The organism is Phycicoccus sp. HDW14 (assembly GCF_011383005.1).
Taxonomy (GTDB): domain Bacteria; phylum Actinomycetota; class Actinomycetes; order Actinomycetales; family Dermatophilaceae; genus Phycicoccus.
On the sequence record NZ_CP049935.1, the window covers coordinates 1,772,353 to 1,793,861 of the forward strand.

Annotated in this window: 16 protein-coding genes and 2 pseudogenes; 8 read left to right on the forward strand and 10 right to left on the reverse strand. The window is 74.7% G+C overall.

Going from position 1 to position 21,509, the window contains the following annotated elements:
- Positions 1-2: 2 nt before the first annotated feature.
- Together G7075_RS08785 and G7075_RS08790 are read left to right on the forward strand one after the other, a co-directional pair.
- A pseudogene (locus tag G7075_RS08785) lies at positions 3-1,027 on the forward strand (agmatine/peptidylarginine deiminase).
- Between the two features lie 135 nt (positions 1,028-1,162).
- Complete coding sequence (locus G7075_RS08790; protein WP_166121051.1) at positions 1,163-1,636, forward strand: GNAT family N-acetyltransferase; 474 nt, start codon at positions 1,163-1,165, stop codon at positions 1,634-1,636.
- A gap of 13 nt (positions 1,637-1,649) precedes the next feature.
- On the opposite strand, the gene G7075_RS08795 is transcribed toward G7075_RS08790, so the two are convergent.
- Both G7075_RS08795 and G7075_RS08800 read right to left on the reverse strand, forming a co-directional pair.
- Entirely contained in the window at positions 1,650-2,582 is a 933-nt protein-coding gene (locus G7075_RS08795; protein ID WP_166121054.1) for a TIGR03619 family F420-dependent LLM class oxidoreductase, read from the reverse strand.
- An 82-nt stretch (positions 2,583-2,664) separates the two neighbouring features.
- On the reverse strand, positions 2,665-4,776 hold the full coding sequence (locus G7075_RS08800) for a hypothetical protein (RefSeq protein WP_166121056.1): 2,112 nt from the start codon (positions 4,774-4,776) through the stop codon (positions 2,665-2,667).
- A 166-nt stretch (positions 4,777-4,942) separates the two neighbouring features.
- Between G7075_RS08800 and G7075_RS08805 the strand changes: the two are divergent.
- Positions 4,943-9,639: pseudogene (locus G7075_RS08805) on the forward strand (ATP-dependent helicase).
- On the opposite strand, the gene G7075_RS08810 reads toward G7075_RS08805, so the two are convergent.
- A complete protein-coding gene (locus G7075_RS08810; RefSeq protein WP_166121059.1) occupies positions 9,608-9,895 on the reverse strand; it encodes a hypothetical protein in 288 nt (95 codons plus the stop codon). The pseudogene G7075_RS08805 and the gene G7075_RS08810 overlap by 32 nt on opposite strands.
- Positions 9,896-9,901: 6 nt before the next feature.
- On the opposite strand from G7075_RS08810, the gene G7075_RS08815 reads away from it, so the two are divergent.
- From G7075_RS08815 to G7075_RS08825, 3 genes are read left to right on the forward strand one after another with little or no spacing between them, the layout of a single operon-like run.
- Positions 9,902-10,054, forward strand: a complete 153-nt coding sequence (locus G7075_RS08815) for a hypothetical protein (protein WP_166121061.1) — start codon at positions 9,902-9,904, stop codon at positions 10,052-10,054.
- A 9-nt stretch (positions 10,055-10,063) separates the two neighbouring features.
- Positions 10,064-10,615 carry a PadR family transcriptional regulator gene (locus G7075_RS08820; RefSeq protein WP_166121064.1) on the forward strand — a complete coding sequence of 184 codons (552 nt, stop codon included), beginning with the start codon at positions 10,064-10,066 and terminating at the stop codon, positions 10,613-10,615.
- The gene (locus G7075_RS08825) at positions 10,602-11,486 is read left to right on the forward strand and encodes an Fpg/Nei family DNA glycosylase (RefSeq protein WP_166121067.1); all 885 of its coding nucleotides are present in this window, start codon (positions 10,602-10,604) and stop codon (positions 11,484-11,486) included. Before G7075_RS08820 ends, G7075_RS08825 begins: the two co-directional genes overlap by 14 nt.
- A gap of 62 nt (positions 11,487-11,548) precedes the next feature.
- Here the strand turns inward: G7075_RS08825 and G7075_RS08830 are convergent, their stop codons facing one another.
- Genes G7075_RS08830 through G7075_RS08845 form a run of 4 tightly spaced genes read right to left on the reverse strand, consistent with a single transcriptional unit; the run spans position 11,549 to position 14,560 of the window.
- Positions 11,549-11,857, reverse strand: a complete 309-nt coding sequence (locus tag G7075_RS08830; RefSeq protein WP_305849812.1) for a helix-turn-helix domain-containing protein — start codon at positions 11,855-11,857, stop codon at positions 11,549-11,551.
- Positions 11,854-12,402 carry a CinA family protein gene (locus G7075_RS08835; RefSeq protein ID WP_166121070.1) on the reverse strand — a complete coding sequence of 183 codons (549 nt, stop codon included), beginning with the start codon at positions 12,400-12,402 and terminating at the stop codon, positions 11,854-11,856. The genes G7075_RS08830 and G7075_RS08835 overlap by 4 nt, the downstream gene beginning before the upstream one ends.
- On the reverse strand, positions 12,399-13,145 hold the full coding sequence (gene pgsA, locus G7075_RS08840; RefSeq protein ID WP_371814215.1) for a CDP-diacylglycerol--glycerol-3-phosphate 3-phosphatidyltransferase: 747 nt from the start codon (positions 13,143-13,145) through the stop codon (positions 12,399-12,401). Before pgsA ends, G7075_RS08835 begins: the two co-directional genes overlap by 4 nt.
- On the reverse strand, positions 13,142-14,560 hold the full coding sequence (locus G7075_RS08845; protein ID WP_166121072.1) for a MiaB/RimO family radical SAM methylthiotransferase: 1,419 nt from the start codon (positions 14,558-14,560) through the stop codon (positions 13,142-13,144). Before G7075_RS08845 ends, pgsA begins: the two co-directional genes overlap by 4 nt.
- A 59-nt stretch (positions 14,561-14,619) precedes the next feature.
- Between G7075_RS08845 and G7075_RS08850 the strand changes: the two genes are divergently transcribed.
- The gene (locus G7075_RS08850; RefSeq protein WP_166121074.1) at positions 14,620-15,813 is read left to right on the forward strand and encodes a dipeptidase; all 1,194 of its coding nucleotides are present in this window, start codon (positions 14,620-14,622) and stop codon (positions 15,811-15,813) included.
- Positions 15,814-15,837: 24 nt separating this feature from the next.
- Here G7075_RS08850 and G7075_RS08855 read toward each other — a convergent pair whose 3' ends face one another.
- On the reverse strand, positions 15,838-16,539 hold the full coding sequence (locus G7075_RS08855) for a two pore domain potassium channel family protein (RefSeq protein ID WP_166121077.1): 702 nt from the start codon (positions 16,537-16,539) through the stop codon (positions 15,838-15,840).
- A 37-nt stretch (positions 16,540-16,576) separates the two neighbouring features.
- Here G7075_RS08855 and G7075_RS08860 point away from each other — a divergent pair, with 37 nt between their 5' ends.
- Entirely contained in the window at positions 16,577-17,602 is a 1,026-nt protein-coding gene (locus G7075_RS08860; protein WP_166121080.1) for a thioredoxin family protein, read from the forward strand.
- Here the strand turns inward: G7075_RS08860 and G7075_RS08865 are convergent.
- Both G7075_RS08865 and G7075_RS08870 read right to left on the reverse strand, forming a co-directional pair.
- Positions 17,586-20,297 carry a DNA translocase FtsK gene (locus G7075_RS08865; RefSeq protein ID WP_166121083.1) on the reverse strand — a complete coding sequence of 904 codons (2,712 nt, stop codon included), beginning with the start codon at positions 20,295-20,297 and terminating at the stop codon, positions 17,586-17,588. The genes G7075_RS08860 and G7075_RS08865 overlap by 17 nt on opposite strands.
- A 414-nt stretch (positions 20,298-20,711) precedes the next feature.
- On the reverse strand, positions 20,712-21,503 hold the full coding sequence (locus tag G7075_RS08870) for a hypothetical protein (RefSeq protein ID WP_166121086.1): 792 nt from the start codon (positions 21,501-21,503) through the stop codon (positions 20,712-20,714).
- Between the last annotated feature and the right edge of the window lie 6 nt (positions 21,504-21,509).

Here is a 21,509-nt window from a genome sequence, read left to right on the forward strand (position 1 = left end):
GGATGCCGCCCGAGTGGGCGCCGCACGAGCGCACCTGGATGGCCTGGCCGTCGTCCGGCTACACGCTGGGCGACACCGAGGCCGACGCCGACGAGGCACGCGCCACCTGGGCCGATGTCGCGCTGGCGGTGTCGCGGTTCGAGCCGGTGACGGTGGTCGTCGACCCGGGCGCCGTGTCCGTGGCCCGGCACTGGCTCGACGAGGGACGGCACGGGCACTACCGGGTCGACCTGCTCGAGGCCCCGCTCGACGACGCGTGGATGCGCGACATCGGGCCGACCTTCGTCGTGTCCGACGCAGGAGCGCTCGGCGCCGTCGACTGGGTCTTCAACGGCTGGGGCGCGCAGGAGTGGGCGTCGTGGGAGCAGGACGCGAAGGTCGGCACGTTCGTCGCCGGGCGGGCGGGGCCGAGCGCATCGGGTCCGACCTCGTCAACGAGGGCGGCGGCATCCACGTCGACGGTGAGGGCACGGTGCTGCTCACCGAGACGGTGCAGCTCGACCCGGGCCGCAACCCCGGGCTCGCCCGCGCCGACGTCGAGGCCGAGATGGCGCGCACCATCGGTGCGACACAGTGCATCTGGCTGCCCCGCGGCCTGACCCGCGACTACGACGAGTTCGGCACCCGCGGCCACGTCGACATCGTCGCGACCTTCGCCGCGCCGGGGGTCGTGCTGCTGCACTGGCAGGCCGACAGCGCACACCCCGACCACGAGGTGTCGGTCGAGCTCGAGGGGCTGCTGTCGTCGGCGGTCGACGCCGCCGGCCGGCCGCTGGAGGTCGTGCGCGTCCCGGCCCCGAGGACCCTCGAGGACGACGACGGCTGGGTCGACTGGTCCTACATCAACCACCTCGTCGTCAACGACGGGGTCGTCGCCTGCACCTACGACGACCCGCAGGATGCCGACTCGCTCGGGGTGCTCGAGGCCGCCTACCCCGGGCGCGAGGTCGTCGGCGTCGACGCCCGCCCGCTCTTCGCCCGCGGTGGCGGCATCCACTGCATCACCCAGCAGCAGCCCCGGGTCTGAGGGGCCAGCGCCGACCGGACCCGGCTCGCGAGCCGCCCCGGTGGTCGCGAGCCGCGTCGTCCCGGCTCGCGACGGCCTCGACCGGCTCGCGAGCCGTTCTGTGGGCGTCGGACCCCACGCCTAGGGTCTCGGGTCATGACGACGACCCTGCGCCCGGTCCGCGACGACGACCACGACGCACTCTTCGAGTTCCAGCGCGACCCCGAGGCCGTGCGGATGGCCGCCTTCACGCGCGCCGACCCCGACGACCGTGCCGCCTTCGACGAGCACCAGCACCGGGTGCGCACCGGCGAGGGCATCCGGCACCGGGCCATCGAGCGCGACGGCGTGCTCGTCGGCACCGTCGCCGCGTTCACGATCGAGGGCGAGCGCGAGGTCACGTACTGGGTCGACCCCGCGCGGTGGGGCGAGGGCATCGCCACGGAGGCCCTGGGGCTGCTGCTCGCCGAGGAGCCGGAGCGGCCGGTGTACGGGCGGGTCGCGGCGCACAACGCCGGGTCGCGCCGGGTCCTCGAGCACTGCGGCTTCGTCGTCGTCGGTCAGGACCGGGGCTTCGCCGCGGGGGTCGGCACCGACACCGACGAGCTCGTGCTGCGCCTCGACGCCTGAGAGTCGTTGCCGCTCAGGGGCTTCCGGGCGCGAGGGCCTCGAGCAGCGCCTCGGCCCGGTCGAGCGCGGCCTGCTCCTCGACGTCGAGGGTGCCGACCGCCGGCGACAGGTTGAGGTCGAGCAGCACCTCCGTCGCCCCGTGCGCCCCGAGGACGCCGACGTCGTCGAGCAGCTGCTCGCGGGTTCCGTGGAAGGGGCGCCGCCCGGGGCCGGGGTCGGTGTCCACCAGGTCGGGGACGACGCGCACGAGCACCCGCAGCGCGTCGGGGTCGCGGCCGGCCTGCTCCGCCCCGGCCCGCACGACGGCGACGTCGGAGGACAGCCGTGTCGGGTCGTGGGTGCTGCTCGCGATCCACCCCTGCGCCAGGCGCCCCGCCCGCCGCAGGGCCGGCTCGGCGGCGGCCCCGACGAGGATCGGCGGGTGCGGTCGCTGCACCGGTGGCGGCCCCAGGTGCGAGCGCGGCACCGTGTAGAACTCGCCGGCGAACTCGACCGGGTCCTCGGTCCAGAGCGCGACGAGGCACCGGAGGTACTCCTCGAAGCGCGCGCCCCGGCGCTCCATCGGGACGCCGGCGGCCTCGTGCTCCTCGGGCAGCCACCCCATCCCGACGCCGGCCGTCAGCCGGCCCCCGGACACGACGTCGAGGGAGGCCAGCTGCTTGGCCATCAGGGCCGGCGCCGTGAAGGGCGCGCAGAGCGTGGCCGTGCCGAGCCCGACCCGACCGGTGTGCCCGGCGGCCAGCGCCAGGGCGACGACCGGGTCGAGGACGCTGCGGTGCGCGGGCCCCAGCCGGCCGTCGGCCGGCCACAGGGTGCGCTGGAAGGTCCAGAGCGAGGCCCAGCCCAGTGCCTCGGCCCGACGGGCGACGTGCACCAGCGCGCCCGGGGTCGCCCAGCGGCCGGCCACGGGCAGGCCGAACCCGAGCAGGGGCTGCTGCGCCGTCACGGGGACACTCTCGCAGCCCGGTCGGGGGTGGACGCGCTCGCCGCCGAGCCCGACGTGCGGGCTCGGCGGCGGACGACGGGGCTCAGCGGTGGCGCGCGGCCGTGCTCACCGGGTCCGCGGTGAGCACCGACGCCTTCGCGCCGCGGTCACCGGTGGCCCGCTGGACCGCGCTCGAGCGGACCGCCGCGAGGCCGTCCTCGCGCAGCGCCAGACCGGTGCCGGGGTCGGCCACCGCGGGGTAGGCCTCCATGGTCCCGGCGACGTCGATGACGAGGTTCGTCGACCCGGCGAGGTTGTGGACCTTGAAGTCGTACGCCGCACCGAGGTCGGTGAAGGTCATGTTGGAGACCAGCTGGCCCGCGTACGGGTTGAGGTTGCTGACGCCCGGTCGCGCGATGTCGGCGTTCCACAGGGTGAGCACCGAGGTGATCGTCGGCTTGTTCGCCGTCGTGTTCGTGACGAGCGACATCGTGTTGAAGGTGGTCACTGCCGACGGCGTCGAGACCGTGACGGTCTTGTTCGCCCCGATCGCGGCGGGGATGCCCTGCTTGGTCTTGGTGTTGACGATGCGGGTCGGGCTGTTGAGCGACCGGTAGCGCCAGGAGCCGTCGAGCGTGTTGTCGTCGTACACCCCGACGAGGTCGACGACCACGTGGGCGCTCCCGCTCGAGGTGTTGAGGATGCCGATGGTCGGGGTGTCGGGGTCGGTGCAGAACGAGCCGCACGCGAGGGTCGGCACGACGGCCATGTTCGGCACGGTCCGGTTCTTCGTGAAGTTGAGCGTCGAGGTGTTCGGGATCGCGTTCTCGTCACCGTTCCAGGCGGTGAGGTAGCCGATGCCCGTGGGCTTGGTGACCGTGATGTTCACCGCGAAGGCCTTGACGTGCGAGTTGGCCTCGGGGCCGAGGTCCGCGCCGGTCGTCAGGTAGAAGTCACGCGGCAGCGGGTCGTTGGTGTCGCGGGTGTCGAGGATGCGCGTGGGCTCGAGGCCGGCGTAGCCGCCGTACTTGGTCGTGGCCGTGCTCGAGTTCGAGTGGTAGTAGCCCATGACGTCGACGACGACGTGCGTGTTGCCCGAGTAGTTGTAGAGCCGGACCTTGCCGCCCGTGCCGACCTTGACGGTGAGCAGGTTGGCGCCCGTCCAGCCCTTGTTGAAGTTCACCGAGGAGGCGACCGGCTTCGAGCTGCCGGTCGGGTACATCGTCACGTAGCCCTCCGTCGTCGGCGAGACGACGGTGGTGTTGAGGACGACCGAGGCGACCCCGGAGGACGGCACACCACCGCGCGCCGCCACCTGGAGGTCGATGTACTTGTTCGCACCGATCGGCGTCGTCGTCGAGACCCCGACCTTGCGGCGGGTGTCGAGCAGGCGCGCGGGCGCGAGCGGGGTGTAGGCACCGGTCGCGGTGTCGTAGCCGACCGAGGTGACGGGGATGACCCGCCCCGCGCCGCCGTCCGGCAGCGTGATGACGTCCTGCGCGGGCCCGAAGAAGTCGGGCGTGGCCGTCACGGTGACGGTGCACGTGGTGTTGGCGGGTCGGGTGCCGGTGCAGGTGTTGCCCGTGACCGCGACCTTGGCGTCGGTCCCGGTGTCGGTCGGGGTGCCGAACGTGGTGTCGTTCGGCCCGACCGCGACGGTGACGACCTCGGCCTTCGGCGTGCTCACCGGGGTGACGAGGGCGATCATCGGCACCGTGGACTGCCAGCGGACCTCCTGGGCGAAGACCGGCTGGCCGGTGCCGCAGTTGCCCTTGACCGACGCGGCGAACGAGGTGACCTGGCCCCCGGAGAGCGTCACCGCGTGGACGGTGATGTTCCCGCTGACGGAGGAGCAGGCGGACGGGACCCCGCCGGTGACCTGGACGCCCACGGCGGTGGGGCTGGCCGTGTCGCCGATCGGGTAGGTGCCCGGCGTGAACGGGTTGCCGGTGCGCGGCTGGACGGCCGTGCTGATGGTGGCGCTGGTGGCGGTCGTGCCGCTCACCGTGAGCCCCCCGCTGCCGTCGGAGCTGCCGCTGAGGCTGCCGGTGGCGACCGCGCGCGTCCCCCATCCGGCTCCCGGCACCGGGCCGGTGAAGACGCCGTACGCGGTGGTCGGCGCACTGGGCAGGTTGGTCGCGGCCTCGGCGGGCGCGGCCACGAGGCCGGCCCCGAGGACGACGGCGGCGGGCAGGATGACGGCGAGACGTCGCATGGGTCCCCTAGTGCAGATCGTGACGGTCAGCGGAGCGTACTGCGCGCGCGCCGGGAATCCCACGGGTTGGGGGACATCTCGTCCGTTCGTGTCGCGGCCCGGCCGCGTCGAGGCCGGGCGGTGGACCCTGCCCGGTGTCGGCGCCGGGTGAGAGGGTGTGACCAGCATGGATGCCGACGTCCTCGACCGGTTCTCCCCCGCCACCGCCGCCTGGTTCCGGGGGAGCTTCAGCGCACCCACCGCGGCCCAGGCCGGCGCCTGGGAGGCCATCAGCAGCGGCCACCACGCCCTCGTCGTCGCGCCCACCGGCTCCGGCAAGACGCTCTCGGCCTTCCTCTGGGCCCTCGACCGGCTGGCCGCCGAACCGGTGCCCGAGGAGCGGCTCAGGCGCTGCCGCGTGCTCTACGTCTCCCCGATGAAGGCCCTGGCCGTCGACGTCGAGCGCAACCTGCGCAGCCCGCTCGTGGGCATCCGGCACGCGGCCACCCGCCTCGGCACCCCCGAGCCCGACATCACCGTGGCCGTGCGCTCCGGCGACACCCCGGCCGACGAGCGGCGGCTGTTCGCGCGTGCGCCGTCCGACGTCCTCATCACCACCCCCGAGTCCCTCTTCCTCCTCATGACGAGCGCCGCTCGCGAGGCGCTGGCCGGCGTCGAGACGGTCATCCTCGACGAGGTGCACGCCATCGCCGGCACCAAGCGCGGGGCGCACCTTGCCCTCACCCTCGAGCGCCTCGATGCCCTCCTCGACCGCCCGGCGCAGCGGATCGGCCTGTCGGCCACCGTCCGTCCCGTCGAGGAGGTCGCCCGCTTCCTCGCCGGTGGCCGCCCCGTCGACGTCGTCCAGCCGCCGTCGACCAAGGAGTGGGACCTCAAGGTCGTCGTCCCGGTCCCCGACATGGCCGAGCTCGGGCAGCCGACGGGCGACCTCGCCGGCGCCGCCTCGGGCCAGGAGCAGCGGGCGAGCATCTGGCCGCACGTCGAGGAGCGCATCGTCGACCTCGTCGCCGACCACACCTCCACCCTCGTGTTCTCCAACAGCCGGCGGCTCGCCGAGCGGCTGACCACCCGGCTCAACGAGATCTGGGAGGAGCGGGTCGAGGCGGCCGACGGTGCCGAGTCCGTCGCGGTCGACGGCGCCGCACCCCGCCCGGCGGTCCTCAAGGGCACCCCGGCGCAGGTGATGGCGCAGTCGGGACAGTCCTCGGGGGCGCCCCCGGTGCTGGCGCGCGCGCACCACGGCTCGGTCAGCAAGGAGCAGCGCGGCCAGATCGAGGAGGAGCTGAAGTCCGGGCGGCTGCCGGCCGTCGTCGCCACGAGCAGCCTCGAGCTCGGCATCGACATGGGCGCCGTCGACCTCGTCGTCCAGGTCGAGTCACCGCCCTCGGTCGCGTCCGGGCTCCAGCGGGTCGGGCGCGCCGGGCACCAGGTCGGGGCGGTCTCGCGCGGCGTCCTCTTCCCGAAGTTCCGCGGCGACCTCGTGCAGACCGCCGTCGTCGTCGAGCGGATGCTGGCCGGCGAGATCGAGGCGCTCCACGTGCCGTCCACGCCCCTCGACGTGCTGGCCCAGCAGGTCGTCGCGATGTGCGCGCTCGACGAGTGGACGGTCGAGGAGGTGCTCGCCCTGGCCCGGCGCGCGGCGCCCTACAACACCCTCACCCGGCCCGTGCTCGAGTCCGTCCTCGACATGCTCGCCGGCAAGTACCCCAGCGAGGACTTCGCCGAGCTGCGCGCCCGCATCACCTGGGACCGGTTGTCCGACACCCTCACCGGCCGGCGCGGCGCCCAGCGGCTGGCCGTCACCTCCGGCGGCACCATCCCCGACCGCGGGCTCTACGCCGTCTTCCTCGCCACCGGCGAGGGCCCCGGCCGCCGGGTCGGCGAGCTCGACGAGGAGATGGTCTACGAGTCGCGGGTCGGCGACCTGTTCACGCTCGGCACCAGCACGTGGCGCATCGAGGACATCACCCACGACCGCGTGCTCGTCACCCCCGCCCCCGGGCTGCCCGGGCGGTTGCCGTTCTGGAAGGGCGACAGCCTCGGGCGCCCCGCCGAGCTGGGGAAGGCGGTCGGCGCGTTCGTCCGCGAGGTCGACGCCCTCTCCCCCGCGGCCGCCCGCGAGCGGGTCATGGCCGCCGGGCTCGACGAGTGGGCCGCCGACAACCTGCTCACCTACCTGCGCGAGCAGCGCGAGGCCACCGGGCACGTCCCGGACGACCGCACCGTCGTCGTCGAGCGCTTCCGCGACGAGCTGGGCGACTGGCGGATCGCGGTCCACTCCCCCTTCGGTGCCCAGGTGCACGCCCCGTGGGCGCTGGCCCTCTCGGCCCGGATGCGCGACCGCTTCGGCGTCGACGTTCAGGCGATGCACGGTGACGACGGCATCGTCCTGCGCCTCCCCGACCTCGAGTGGGACGACGTCGACGGCATCGACCGGCGGAGCGTCGGCCGCGAGCTGCTCGACCTCGTGACCCTCGACCCCGACGACGTCCGGGGCCTGGTCACCGACGAGATCGGCGGCTCGGCGCTGTTCGCGAGCCGGTTCCGCGAGTGCGCCGCCCGGGCCCTGCTGCTGCCCCGTCGACGCCCCGACCGCCGCCAGCCGCTGTGGCAGCAGCGCCAGCGCGCCTCCCAGCTGCTCGAGGTCGCCAGCCGCTTCCCCACCTTCCCCATCGTCCTCGAGGCCGTCCGCGAGTGCGTGCAGGACGTCTTCGACGTGCCGGGGCTCGTCGACCTGATGCGCGACATCGCGGGTCGCACGGTCACCGTCGTCGACGTCGAGTCGAGCACGCCCTCGCCGTTCGCGAAGTCGCTGCTGTTCGGCTACGTCGCCCAGTTCCTCTACGAGGGCGACAGCCCGCTCGCCGAGCGTCGCGCGGCCGCGCTGGCCCTCGACCCCAGCCTGCTCGCCGAGCTGCTCGGGGGGTCCGAGGGGCTGGCCCTGCGCGACCTCCTCGACGCCGAGCAGGTCGCCCGCACCGAGGCCGAGCTGCAGCGCCTCACCCCCGAGCGGGCTGCGCGCGACGCCGACGACGTCCTCGACCTGCTGCGCGTGCTCGGCCCCCTCCCCGTCGACGGCGTGCTCCAGCGCTGCCGCGAGGGGGTCACCGGTGACGATGTCGAGGGCTGGCTGGAGTCGCTGGGGTCGGCGCGCCAGGTCATCCCGGTCCGGGTCGCGGGCGAGGCGCGCTGGGCCGCCATCGAGGACGCCTCCCGGCTGCGCGACGCCCTGGGCGCCTCCCTGCCGCCCGGTGTGCCGCAGACCTTCCTCGACCCCGTCGCCGACCCGCTCGGTGACCTCGTCGCCCGCTACGCCCGCACCCACGTGCCGTTCCACGCTGCGGAGGTGGCGCGCGCGTACGGCATCGGGGTCGCCGTGGCCGCCGGTGCGCTGGCCCGGCTGGTCTCCTCCGGCCGGGTCGTCGAGGGCGAGCTGCTGCCCACCGGCGGCGGGTCCACGGAGTTCTGCGACGCCGAGGTGCTGCGGATGCTCCGCCGGCGCTCGCTCGCTGCGCTGCGGGCCGAGGTCGAGCCGGTGGTCCCCGACGCCTTCGCGCGGTTCGTCCTCGAGTGGCAGGGCGTCGGCGGCCGGCTGCGCGGGCGCGACGGCGTCGTGCGGGTCGTCGAGCAGCTGAGCGGCGCCGTGCTGCCGGCCAGCGCCGTCGAGTCCCTCGTGCTGCCCGCCCGAGTGGCCGACTACTCCCCCGCCCTCCTCGACGAGCTGATGGCCAGCGGCGAGGTGCTCTGGTGCGGCCACGGGTCGCTGCCCGGCGACGACGGCTGGGTCTCGCTGCACCTCGCCGACTCCGCCCACCTCACGCTGCCCGGGCCGGACCCCGAGCGGGTCCCGGACGAGCGGGGCATCGCCCTCCTCGACGCGCTGGCCGGCGGCGGGGCCCACTTCTTCCGCTCCCTGTCCGACCAGGTCGGCAGCACCGACGACGAGGAGCTCGCGACGACCCTCTGGGACCTCGTCTGGGCCGGCCGGGTCACCGGCGACACCTTCGCCCCCGTGCGGGCCCTGCTCGCCGGTGGTCGCACGGCGCACAAGCGCTCGACCCCGGGTCCCCGGCGCACCCGGTACGGGTCGCGGCGCGGCCCGCTCGGCGCGCTCGGGTCGGCACCCTCACGGCCGGCGCTGCCTGCGCGCTCCGGTCCGGCGCGGGCCACCGGTCGCTGGTCGCTGCTGCCCCCGCCGAGCACGACCCCACCCTGCGGGCGCTGGCCACCGCCGAGCTGCTCCTCGACCGCTACGGCATCGTCACGCGCGGGGCCGTCGCCGCCGAGGAGGTGCCGGGCGGCTTCGCCGGGGTCTACCGCGTGCTCGGCAAGGCCGAGGAGAGCGGTCGCGTGCGGCGTGGCTACTTCGTCGAGGGGCTCGGCGCCTCGCAGTTCGGTACCTCGGGGGCCGTCGACCGCCTGCGGGCCGGCACCGGAGGCGACCGGCGCACCGAACCGGTGGCCGTCGTGCTCGCCGCGAGCGACCCCGCCAACCCCTACGGCGCGGCCCTGCCCTGGCCCGACCGCGCCGTCGAGCCGTCGGCCGGCGACGCCCCGGAGGACAAGCGCCGGCGGCACCAGCCGGGACGCAAGGCCGGGTCGGTCGTCGCCGTTGTCGACGGCGTGCTCGCCCTCTACGTCGAGCGGGGCGGCAAGACCCTCCTCACCTACACCGACGACGCCGACCTGCTCTCCGTCGCGGCGGCGGCCCTGGCCGACGCCGTGCGCCGGGGGCACCTCGGCCGGATCACCGTCGAGAAGGCCGACGGTGGGCAGCTGCTCGGGTCCGACCACCCCGTCGTCGCCGCGCTCGAGGCCGCCGGCTTCCACCTCACCCCGCGCGGGCTGCGGATGCGGCGGTGACCCCACCCGCCCGCCCGGCCACCCGCCAGGCCAGCACGCAGGTGCCGGCCGCCACCGGCACCCAGAGCAGTCGCTCGGGCAGGCTCGGCGAGGCGAGGTTGACCAGCGTCCCCACGCCGGACACCACGGCCACGCCGCGGAGCAGCCGGCGTCGCGCGCCCGGGGTGTGGGGGCGGTCGGTCGCCACGGCCACGGCCGCCGCGCCCCACGCCAGGCCCGACACCGCCGAGGCCGCCCGCAGCGCGTCCGGGACCACCCCGGGATGCGCTCCGCCCCACGCCAGCTCACCCCACGGCGCCCCCACCGCGAGTGCTGCCTGGAAGGTTGCGAGGCCCCCGAGGAGCAGCGCCAGCGCCGTGTCCTCGACGGACCGGCCATCCCGAACATGTCTCATAGATATGTTTCTAGCAGATAGGATGAGGCGATGGCCAGACGTTCGCAGACCGAGCTCGCCGTCCTGGGCGCCCTGTCCACCGGTGCGATGACGGGGTACGAGGTGCGTGCCGCCATCACCGGCACCCTCGGCCACTTCTGGCAGGAGAGCTTCGGGCAGATCTACCCCACCCTCGCGGGACTGGAGGCGGACGGCCTCGTCCGGCGGCGGGGAGGGGGGCGCACCTCGGGCTCGGTCGTCGAGATCACCGACGCCGGCCGGGTCCGGCTGCGCGAGCTGCTCGCCGAGCCCCACCCGAGCGCCCCGCGGCGCAACGCCCTCCTGCTGCGCCTCTTCTTCGGCGAGCACCTGCCCCCGGGTCGCGCGCACGAGCTGCTCACCGAGGTCGAGGAGGGCTCGGTCGCCGCCCTGGAGCAGTACTCGGCGATCCGCGCCGAGCCGTCCGACGACGACCCCGGCCAGCCCTTCCGGACGATGACCCTCTCCTTCGGCGAGCACCTGGCCCGGGCGCAGCGCGACTGGGCGCGTGAGAGCCTCGCGGCCCTCGCCGACCTCGAGGAGGGGCGCCGTGCCCGAGGGTGACACCGTGCACCGCACGGCCACCCGGCTGCACGCAGCCCTCGCCGGACGGGTCGTCACGCACGCCGAGCTGCGCTGGCCGTCGGTGCCCGACGTCGACCTGAGCGGCTCGACGACCCTCGAGGTGGTGGCCCGCGGCAAGCACCTGCTCCACCGCTTCGACACCGGCGCGACCCTCCACACGCACCTGCGGATGGAGGGCCAGTGGCGCGTCGAGCACCCCGGCCCGCGCACCGAACGCGTCCTGCGCCGCCAGGACCTGCGGGCGGCGGTGCTCACCGACGAGTGGTCGGGGTTCGGCCTGCGCCTCGGGATGCTCGACCTCGTCCCGACCGCCCGCGAGGGCGACCTCGTCGGGCACCTGGGGCCCGACGTCCTCGGACCCGACTGGGACCCCGAGCGGGCCCGCGACGCCGTGCTCGCCCACCCCGCGACCGTCGTCGAGGCGCTGCTCGACCAGCGCACCCTCGCCGGGGTCGGCACCTTCTGGGGCAGCGAGCTCCTCTTCATCGAGCGGCTGCACCCGTGGACGCCCGCCCGCGAGGTCGACCCCGAGCGTCTCGACCGGCTGCTGGCCCGCCTGCACCGGCTGATGGCGGCCGCCGAGCGCACCGGGTGGCAGGGCAGCACCGGCATCCAGCGGGCCGGCGAGGAGTCCTACGTCCACGCCAGGTCCGGGCGGCCGTGCCGGCGCTGCGGCAGCACGGTGCGCGTGGCGATGGCCGGGGCGCCGCCGCGCGAGCGGACGATCTTCTCGTGCCCGTCCTGCCAGGGCGGTCTCGCGCCGACCGACGACGGCCGGCCGCAGCGCCCACTCGGCAGCGGGCCGGCCGGCAGCGCACCGCGCGGGAAGTACCGCCGCGGTCGCGCCTGAGCCCGGACTGCGGGCAGCGCGGAGCGAGCAGGGGTGGTGCGGGGGTCGTGCGACGGCGTGGGTCAGGCCGCGGAGGCGGAGACCTCGTCGGCGGCGCGGGCCGCTCCGACGCGGAGGGTGACCGGGGCGGTGAGGGTCTCGACGCGCTCGACCCGCTGGGCGACCATGCCGAGGAGCTCGGAGAGGGTCATGCCGAGGCCGTCGCACACGGAGCCGAGCAGCTCGGAGGAGGCCTCCTTGGCACCGCGCTCGATCTCGCTGAGGTAGCCCAGCGACACGGCGGAGGACGCCGCGACATCGCGCAGCGTGCGGCCCTGGCCCGTGCGCACCTCGCGCAGGACCTCGCCCATCTCCTGGCGGAGCAGGATCACGGGGCCTCCTCCCGTCTCGTCGACACCTCGGTCGTGGGACAACCGTACCCCTCCACCCCCGGGTCGGCGCGGAGGTTTCGTGCGGTCCGGTGCAGCAGGTCGAGGGCGGCGGCCACGGTGGCCCGCCGCACGGCGGCCCGGTCTCCGCTCAACGCGTGCTGCTCGACCACTGTTCCACCCGGACCGGCCACCCCGACGAACACCGTCCCGACCGGCTGACCGTCGGCCGGGTCCGGGCCCGCCACGCCCGTCGTCGACACCGCGAGGTCGGCCCGGAGCACCCGGCGGGCCCCCTCGGCCATCGCGACCGCCACATCGGGGTCGACGGCACCCCGGCGCTCGAGCAGGCCGGCGTCGACCCCGAGCACGGAGGCCTTGACGTCGGTCGCGTACGACACCACTCCCCCACGCACGACGGCCGAGGCCCCCGGGACGTCGGTGAGCGCCGCGCAGACCAGCCCGCCGGTCAGCGACTCGGCGGTCGCCACCGTGAGCCCGCGCTCGGTGAGCAGGCGGACCAGCCCGGTGGCGGACGCCTCGCTCACGGTGTGGTCCGGTCCGCCCGCCGGGCGGCGCGCTCGGCCCGCTTGCGCAGCGCCCGCTCGCTCGTCTGCCGCAGGCGCAGCGCCTGGACGAGGTAGTCGACGCCGGTGACGACGGTGACGAGGACGGCCGCCCCGAGCAGGGTCCAGGCGAGCGCGTCCCAGAACCCGGGCACCGGGAGGGTCGAGCGCGGCCAGAGGAAGAACCCGATGCCGAAGGCCTGGAGCAGGGTCTTGACCTTGCCGCCGCGGTTCGCGGCCATCACGCCGTGCCGGATCACCCAGAAGCGCACGGCCGTGATGCCCCACTCGCGCACGAGGACGACGACGGTGACCCACCACATCACCTCGCCGATGCTGGAGAGACCGACGAGGGCCATCGTCACGAGCGCCTTGTCGGCGATGGGGTCGATGACCTTGCCGAAGTTGGTGACCAGGCCGCGGCTGCGGGCCAGGTCGCCGTCGATGCGATCGGTGACCATCGCCACGGCGAAGACGCCGAAGGCCGCCCAGCGGAACGAGGGCTGCGTGCCGCCGTGGGTGAGCAGCAGCCAGCCGAACACCGGCACGAGGGCGAGGCGCAGCACGGTGAGGTAGTTGGCGATGTTCCACGCGCTCGGGCCGGTCTCGGGCACGGCCGGGCTCGCCGGGTCGATGCCGACGCGGTACGGGTCGCTCATCCGGCCGTCGGCGAGCGGGCCGGGACGCACCGGCCGCGGCGGGCGCGGGGTGGTGGGGTCGCTCATCGCGGCTCCACGAGCAGGTCGACCCCCTCGGCGCCGACGACCACGCCGTCGACGAACGAGCCGGGGGCGGGCGGGTCGAGACCGTCGGGCACGCGGACGTGGCAGACACCGTCGACGTCGGGGCCCTGGTGGTCGGCCCGCCCGACGACGACGCGCTCGTCGTCCTCGTCGGTCTCCTCGACGAGGACCGTGACCGGCTCGCCGACGCGCTCGAGGGCGCGCTGGGCGATGAGCTCCTCGACGAGGGCCGAGAGCCGCTCGACGCGCTCGGCGACGACCTCGGGAGGCAGGTGCCCGTCGAGCCCCTCCCCCTCGGTGCCGTCCTCGTCGGAGTAGCCGAACACGCCGACGACGTCGAGGCGGGCGGCGGTGAGGAAGCGCTCGAGCTCGGCGACGTCGGCCTCGGTCTCGCCGGGGAAGCCGACGATGACGTTGCTGCGGGCGCCGGCCAGCGGCTGGCGCGCGCGGACGCCCTCGAGCAGGCCGAGGAACGGCTCGGTGCCGCCGAAGCGCCGCATCCGGCGCAGCAGCGGGGTCGAGGCGTGCTGGAAGGACAGGTCGTACCAGGGCGAGACGCCCGGCGTGGCGGCCATCGTCTCGAGCAGCCCGGGGCGCACCTCGGCGGGCTGGAGGTAGGAGACCCGGACCCGCTCGACGCCCTCGATGGCCGTCAGCTCGGGGAGCAGCGACTCGAGGAGCGTGAGGTCGCCGAGGTCCTTGCCGTACGACGTCGAGTTCTCGCTGACGAGGAACAGCTCGCGCACGCCCTGGCCCGCGAGCCAGCGCGCCTCGGCGAGCACGTCGGTGGGGCGGCGGGAGACGAACGAGCCGCGGAACATCGGGATGGCGCAGAAGGCGCACCGGCGGTCGCACCCGCTGGCGATCTTCAGCGGGGCCCAGGGGGCCGACCCGAGCCGGGTCCGCACGACCTCGGCGCCGTGACCGGGCAGCGCGACGGCGTCGGAGGCGGCCGGGCGGGCGACGGGCGACAGCGGCAGCAGGCGGCGGCGGTCGGTGGGGACGTGCGACTCGGGCCGGCCGCCGTCGAGGATCGTGCGCAGGTGCGAGGACATGTCGGCGTAGGAGTCGAAGCCCAGCACGGCGTCGGCATCCGGGAGCTCGTCGGCGAGGGTCTTCCCGTAACGCTCGGCGAGGCAGCCGACGGCGACGACGGCCCGGGTGCGGCCGGTCTCCTTGAGGTCGGCGGCCTCGAGGAGGGTGTCGATGGAGTCCTTCTTGGCCTGCTCGACGAAGCCGCAGGTGTTGACGAGGGCGACGTCGGCCTCGGCCGCGTCGTCGACGAGGGTCCAGCCGTCGGCGGCCAGCCGCCCGGCGAGCTCCTCGGAGTCGACCTCGTTGCGGGTGCACCCGAGGGTGACGAGCGCGACGCTGCCGCGGGTCGCACTGGTGGTCATGCCCGCCACTCTAGTTGCGCGTCGCGACGCCTCCGGCCACCCCCGGTAGGGTCGCGCGCATGCTCGACGACACCGGGGCCCGCATCCGCACCCTCCTCGAGCGCCACCCCGTCCTCGACGGCCACAACGACCTCCCGTGGGAGGCCCGCGAGCGCGCCGCCTACGACTGGGACCGCCTCGACCTCGCCACCGGCGGCCTGCCGACGCACACCGACCTGCCCCGGCTGCGGGCCGGCGGGGTCGGCGCCCAGTTCTGGTCGGTGTTCGTGCCGGCCACCCTGCAGGGCGAGGCCGCCGTCACCGCCACCCTCGAGCAGGTCGACGCCGTCCACGCGATGGTCGCGCGCTTCGCGGACGACCTCGCCCTGGCGACGACGCGCGCCGAGGTCGAGCGGGCGCTGGCCTCCGGGCGGGTCGCCTCCCTCATGGGTGCCGAGGGCGGGCACAGCATCGACTCCTCGCTCGGCACGCTGCGGATGCTCTTCGCGCTCGGTGTGCGCTACCTGACCCTCACCCACAACGACAACGTGCCGTGGGCCGACTCGGCCACCGACGAGCCCGTGCTCGGCGGCCTCTCCACCTTCGGTCGCGAGGTCGTGCTCGAGATGAACCGCCTCGGGATGATCGTCGACCTCTCGCACGTCTCGGCCGACACGATGCGCGACGCGCTCGACACCACCGAGGCGCCGGTGGCCTTCTCGCACTCCTCGGCGCGCGCCGTCTGCGACCACCCGCGCAACGTCCCCGACGACGTGCTCGAGCGGCTGCCCGGCAACGGCGGCCTGTGCATGGTCACCTTCGTCCCGAAGTTCGTCTCCCCCGCCGTGCGCGAGTGGGACCTCGAGGCCGCCGACGCCGCTGCCGCCGAGGGCATCTCGTCGTCCGACTTCGTCGCCTACACCGCCTTCACGGCCGACCGCCGCCGCAGCCACCCGGCCCCCGCGGCGACGCTCGACGACGTCGTGGCCCACGTCGAGCACGTCCGCGAGGTGGCCGGCGTCGAGCACGTCGGGCTCGGTGGCGACTACGACGGCGTCGACGTCCAGCCCGAGGGGCTCGAGGACGTCAGCGGCTACCCGCGCCTGCTGGCCGCCCTCGCCGACCGCGGCTGGTCCGACGCCGACCTCGGGGCGCTGACGAGCGGCAACGCGCTGCGGGTGCTCGGCGAGGTCGAGCGCCGCGCCACCGACCTCGCGGCGACCCGCGGGCCGAGCCTGGCCCGCATCGAGGACCTCGACGGCGCCCCGGCCTGAGCCCCGGCGCGGGCGCTCAGGCGGTCACTGGCGCGAGCGCATCACCGTCAGCGCGACGAGCCGCGAGATGACCATCGCGACGTACATGACGCCGCCCAGCTGCTCGACCGTGCTCACCGCGCGGGCCTCCGGGAGCACGGCGACGACGTCGGAGAGGCCGACGCTGGTCAGCTGGGCGGTCGAGAGGTAGATCAGCTCGAGGAAGGTCCGCTTGTCGGTCCCGCTGTGGCCGATGAACGACCCGGGCCAGACCTCCTGCACCGCGAGGAAGAGGTAGGCGAAGGCGAAGACCAGCACGGTGAAGCAGGCCCCGACGGCGAACAGCTCGTCCTTGGTGACCCAGTAGTCCTCGAACATGTACGAGATCAGCGCGTACGCCGTGTAGACGTAGAACAGGGCCAGCGCGCAGTGGGCGAAGACGAGGACCGTCGAGCTCTCGCTGAGCAGGCTCCACACCTCGAAGGCCGCGGCGGGCAGGGCCAGGGTGATGGAGAGCCAGGTGAGCGCCGGGGTGCTGCGCACGGTGAAGACGGCCGTCACGAGCGCCGAGAGGCTGAGCAGCGAGATGACCGCCCGTCCGCCCTCGGTGTCCTCGAGGAAGGGCAGCAGCAGGATGACGAGCACCTGGACGCCGAGGAGGATGGCCGAGGGCTGCTTGCGGAGGGTGGCCCGCCAGCGCGCCGAGCGGGACGGGGGCTGGCGCAGGTCCTCCCACGTGGACGTCATGCGGACACGGTAGCCCCGGCTCGTGGACAATGCCGCCATGCCGGGTCCGTTCGCCCTCCCGCTGCTGGCCTGTGCCGCAGTGCTCGTCGTCAGCGGCGCCGCGAAGCTGCGCAGCCCGGGCTCGCTCGACCGGGCGCTGGAGTCGCTGCGCGTCCCCGCGGCGCTGGCCGGCCGGCCGGTGCGGCTGCTGCTGCCGTGGGTCGAGGTCGTCCTCGGCGTGGCGCTCCTCGCGACCGGCGGTCGGCTGCTCGTCGTCGTCGCCGTCCTCGTCCTCGGCCTGTTGGCCGCCTACCTCGTCCTCGTCGCGCTCGCGGTGCGGCGTCCCGAGCCCGCCGACTGCGGGTGCTTCGGCGCCCTGGGGAGCTCACGCGTCACGCCGGCCACGGTGGTGCGCAACGTCCTCCTCGTCGGGGCCGCCGGGGCCACCGTCGTGGGGGCGGCCGTGGGCGCCGACAGGGGCGGGGGCCTGCGCGACCTCTCCGACGGCCCGGTCGCCGGCTGGCTGCTCGGGGCGGGACTCGTCGCGGCCGTCGCCGTGGCCGTCACCTGGCGCCCCGCGGGGTCGGGCCCTGTCGACGCCGTCCCGGACGATCCGGACGAGCTGGACGAGCTGGACGAGTACGACCGCGGGCCGATCCCCGACGAGGGCCAGGTGCTGACGGCCGACCGCCGGCTGCTGGCGCTGGTCGACGAGGCACGTTCGGCCGCACGGCTGCTCGTCTTCCTGAGGCCCGGCTGCGCACCGTGCGCGCGGCTCGGCCCGCAGGTCGCGCAGTGGCGACGCGACCTGGCGCCCGTCGACGTCCGGGCGGTCGTCGTCGGCGACCCCGACCTCCTCGCCGCACTCCCCTACCTCGACGACAGCACGTGGTTCGACCCGCACGCCGTCGCCCTCGACCTCTTCGGCCACGGCTCACCGTCGGCCGTGCTGCTCGGCACCGACGGGTACCTGGCCGGCGGCCCCGTGCGCGGTGAGGAGGCCGTCCTCGAGTTCGTCGAGGAGGTCCGCGCCCACGTGCTCGGGGCCCGGGCGGGCGCCGAACCGGTCAGCGACGGCCGGTGAGCTCCCAGGCGTCCTCGCCCGAGCCGTCGTCGCCGTCGTCGTACTCGACGGCGACCGGGTAGCGGTCGAGGTCCTCGGCCACGGCGTCGACGCCGTAGCGCGCGACGGGCACCTCCGCCGTGTCCTCGCGGGCGAGGTCGGCGTCGAGCCCCAGCGCGTGCGCGTCGCCGTCCATCGGCTGCCCGTCGAACGGCGCCTCGGCCTCGGGGACGTCCTCCCCGCGCATCAGCGCGAGGGTGGTCGGCAGGTCGTCGGGCTTGACGAGCACGTCGCGGGCCTTGGACCCCTCGGACGGCCCGACGACGCCGCGCGACTCGAGCAGGTCCATGAGCCGGCCGGCCTTGGCGAACCCGACGCGCAGCTTGCGCTGCAGCATCGAGGTCGACCCGAACTGCGTCGTGACGACGAGCTCGGTGGCCTGGAGCAGCAGGTCGAGGTCGTCGCCGATGTCGTCGTCGACCTGCTTCTTGGCGGCGACGACGGTGACGTCGTCGCGGTAGCTCGGCTTGAGCTGGGCGGTGACGTGCTTGACGACGCCGTGGATCTCGGCCTCGGTGACCCAGGCGCCCTGCACGCGCATCGGCTTGCTCGCGCCCATCGGGAGGAAGAGCGCGTCGCCCTGCCCGATGAGCTTCTCGGCACCCGGCTGGTCGAGGACGACGCGGCTGTCGGCGAGCGAGGAGGTCGCGAAGGCCATCCGCGACGGCACGTTGGCCTTGATGAGCCCGGTGACGACGTCGACCGAGGGCCGCTGCGTCGCGAGGACGAGGTGGATGCCGGCCGCGCGCGCGAGCTGGGTGATGCGGACGATCGACTCCTCGACGTCGCGCGGCGCGACCATCATGAGGTCGGCGAGCTCGTCGACGACGACGAGCAGGTACGGGTAGGGCGTGATGACCCGCTCGGACCCCGGCAGCGGCTTGACCTTGCCGGCCTTGACCGCCTTGTTGAACTCGTCGACGTGCTTGAACCCGAACGCCGCGAGGTCGTCGTAGCGGGTGTCCATCTCACGCACGACCCACTGGAGGGCCTCGGCGGCCTTCTTGGGGTTGGTGATGATCGGGGTGATGAGGTGCGGGATGCCCTCGTAGGCGGTGAGCTCGACGCGCTTGGGGTCGACGAGGACGAGGCGCACCTCGTCGGGCGTCGAGCGCATGAGGATCGAGGTGATCATCGAGTTCACGAAGCTCGACTTGCCCGCGCCCGTGGCCCCGGCGACGAGCAGGTGCGGCATCTTCGCGAGGTTGGCGATGACGTAGCCGCCCTCGACGTCCTTGCCGACGCCCATGACCATCGGGTGCTCGGAGCCGCGGGCGACCTGGCTGCGCAGGACGTCGCCGAGGCTGACCTTCTCGCGGTCGGTGTTCGGGATCTCGATGCCGATCGCCGACTTGCCGGGGATCGGCGACAGGATGCGCACGTCGGCGCTGGCCACGGCGTAGGCGATGTTCTTCGACAGCGCGGTGACCCGCTCGACCTTGATGCCCGGGCCGAGCTCGACCTCGTAGCGGGTGACGGTCGGTCCGCGGGTGAACCCGGTGACCTGGGCGTCGATCTCGAACTGGTCGAGGACGGTGGTCAGGGACTCGACGACGCGGTCGTTGGCCGCGCTGCGGGCCTTGTGGGGGCTCCCCGGCTCGAGGATGCCCGAGTCCGGGAGCGTGTAGGTGACGTCGCCGGCCAGCGACAGCTGCTCGACGCGCTGGGGCAGCTGCGAGGTCGGCGGGGCCTCGAGCGGCGCCTTCGCGGCGGCCGCGGCCCTCGCCTGCCCGAGCGCGGCGGCCGGGGCGCTGGTGGCCGCCGCGGCCTCGGCGTCGCTGGGGCGCTTCTGGCCCGGACGCAGCCGGCGCCCCGTGCGCGGGTCGACGACGGCCGCCTGCTCGAAGGCCTCGTCGCCGGAGATCGCGTCGGCCTCGAGGTCGGCGCGGCTGCGACGCCGGCGGGCGGGGGTCTGCGGCTCGGCGGCCTCGGGCTCGGGCTCGTGCCCGGTGAGCCGGTCGAGGAGCTCGCGGAGACGCTCGGGCACCTGGTGCAGGGGCGTCGCGGTGAGGACGAGCACGGCGAAGAGGCCGAGCAGGAGCAGGAGCGGCACGGTGCCGTAGACCGACACGGCCGCCTCGAGCGGGCTGGAGGCGAGGAAGCCGATGATGCCGCCGGCGGCCCGCATCCCCTCGGCGCCCTGCGGCGGCGTCGGGATGTCGGCCGAGACGTGCACCAGGCCGCAGGCCGCGAAGGCCAGGGCGGTGGTGCCGACGGCCATCCGGGAGGTGGCGGCCTCGTCGGTGGGGGCGCGCAGCACGCGGAGGCCGAAGGCGAGGAGGACGAGCGGGACGGCGTACCCGACCTTGCCGAAGGTCCCGGCGACGACCGCGTGGACGATGGTGCCCACCGCACCGGGCATCCCCCACCACTCGCGGGCGGCGACGACGACGGCCAGGGCGACGAGCAGCAGGCCCACTCCGTCGCGGCGGTGCTCGGGCTCGAGGTCGCGGCCGGTGTCACCGACCTTGCGGGCGACGGCCCCGGTGGCGTGGGCCAGACCCATCCACGTGCTCTGGGCGGCGCGCAGCGGCAGCGGGAGCCCGCCGGACCGCGGGGAGCGCTTCGTGGTGCGCGGCCGGGCGGTGCCCTTGCGGGTCGCGGGCCGGGTGCTCTTGCCCCGTGCTCGGGACGTCGAGGACGTACGTGTCGCCATGGTCCCACGCTACGCGACAGTCACTTCCGACTCACGCGTCACACGCGGGGCGCGCGCGGCCGATTTCCGCGCAGCGGCGCGGGGGCTGGATCGCGGGAGGCGGCCGTCCGGGGCCGGACAACGGCGTGCGGCGCCCCGCTCGACCCCTGTCATCGAGCGGCGCGCCGCACGGTCGCCCCCGTGGGAGGACGGGGACGACGCCGGTGGTGGCCGGCCCGACCGACCGCCCCGACCGGAGTCGGGACGACCGCGAGAGCGTGGGCGGGATGGGCCACCTGGCGTCCTGGCGGGCCAGCACCCAGAGGAGGCGTTGACCCTTTGCTGACGGTTACTTTACGAACTCTTTACCCGTCGCGCTAGGGATTGGCGATCTTCTTTTTGTGTTCCTGCGTGCCGCTGACCTGCGACGGAGGGTCAGCAGTTGGTGCGGATCACCGAGAACGCCATGTCGGCGATGGTGACGATCTGGTTCCGGTCGACGCCGGAGTACGAGGTGACCGCGTTCCAGTAGGTCAGCTGGAACGAGGTGATGGCCCCCGGGTAGGTGATGGTGACGTTGCCGTTGTTCGAGGTGTTGGCGACGTCGCCGTTCTGGGTGTTGCGGAACGGGCTCGCCACGGTGCCGGCGCCGGTGGTGCGCGTCGTCGCGTGGGCGTAGGTGAAGGTGCCCGACAGCTCGACCATGTCGACGAAGTCGCCGGTCAGCGCGTCGATGTCGGTCATCGTGAAGGTCAGGCCGACGACCGGCTCGCTGAAGGTGAAGGTGATGGTCTGGCGGGCCGAGCGCTGCGGGGGCGTCTGGCTGAGCCGGTTGTTCACCGTCTGCTCGAACTGCAGGCCCGGCGTGTTGAGGCCACCCACCTGGGCCGTGGAGACCCGGAAGTTCTGGTTCTGGGTGTTGGACTCGTTGCCCGACTGCATGGCGCCGGTGAAGGCCGAGCTCATGCTCAGGGTGACCGGGGCGACCGGGCCCGCGCCGTCGGGGTCGGTGGTCGCGGTGCCGGACTGGTTGCCGGTGCGGGTGTAGGCGGTGCCCCCGGCGCCGTCCCACGCGATCGTGTAGGCCTGCGGGTTGCACGGGGAGGCGGCAGCGCGCGGGGCGGCGGCGCCCACGGCGATGACGGGGACCGCCCAGGCCATCCCGGACGCGATGGACCGCCGGCTGGGTCGCGCCTTGGCGGGCGCGTCCACGGTCTGCAGGCTCATCTGGGT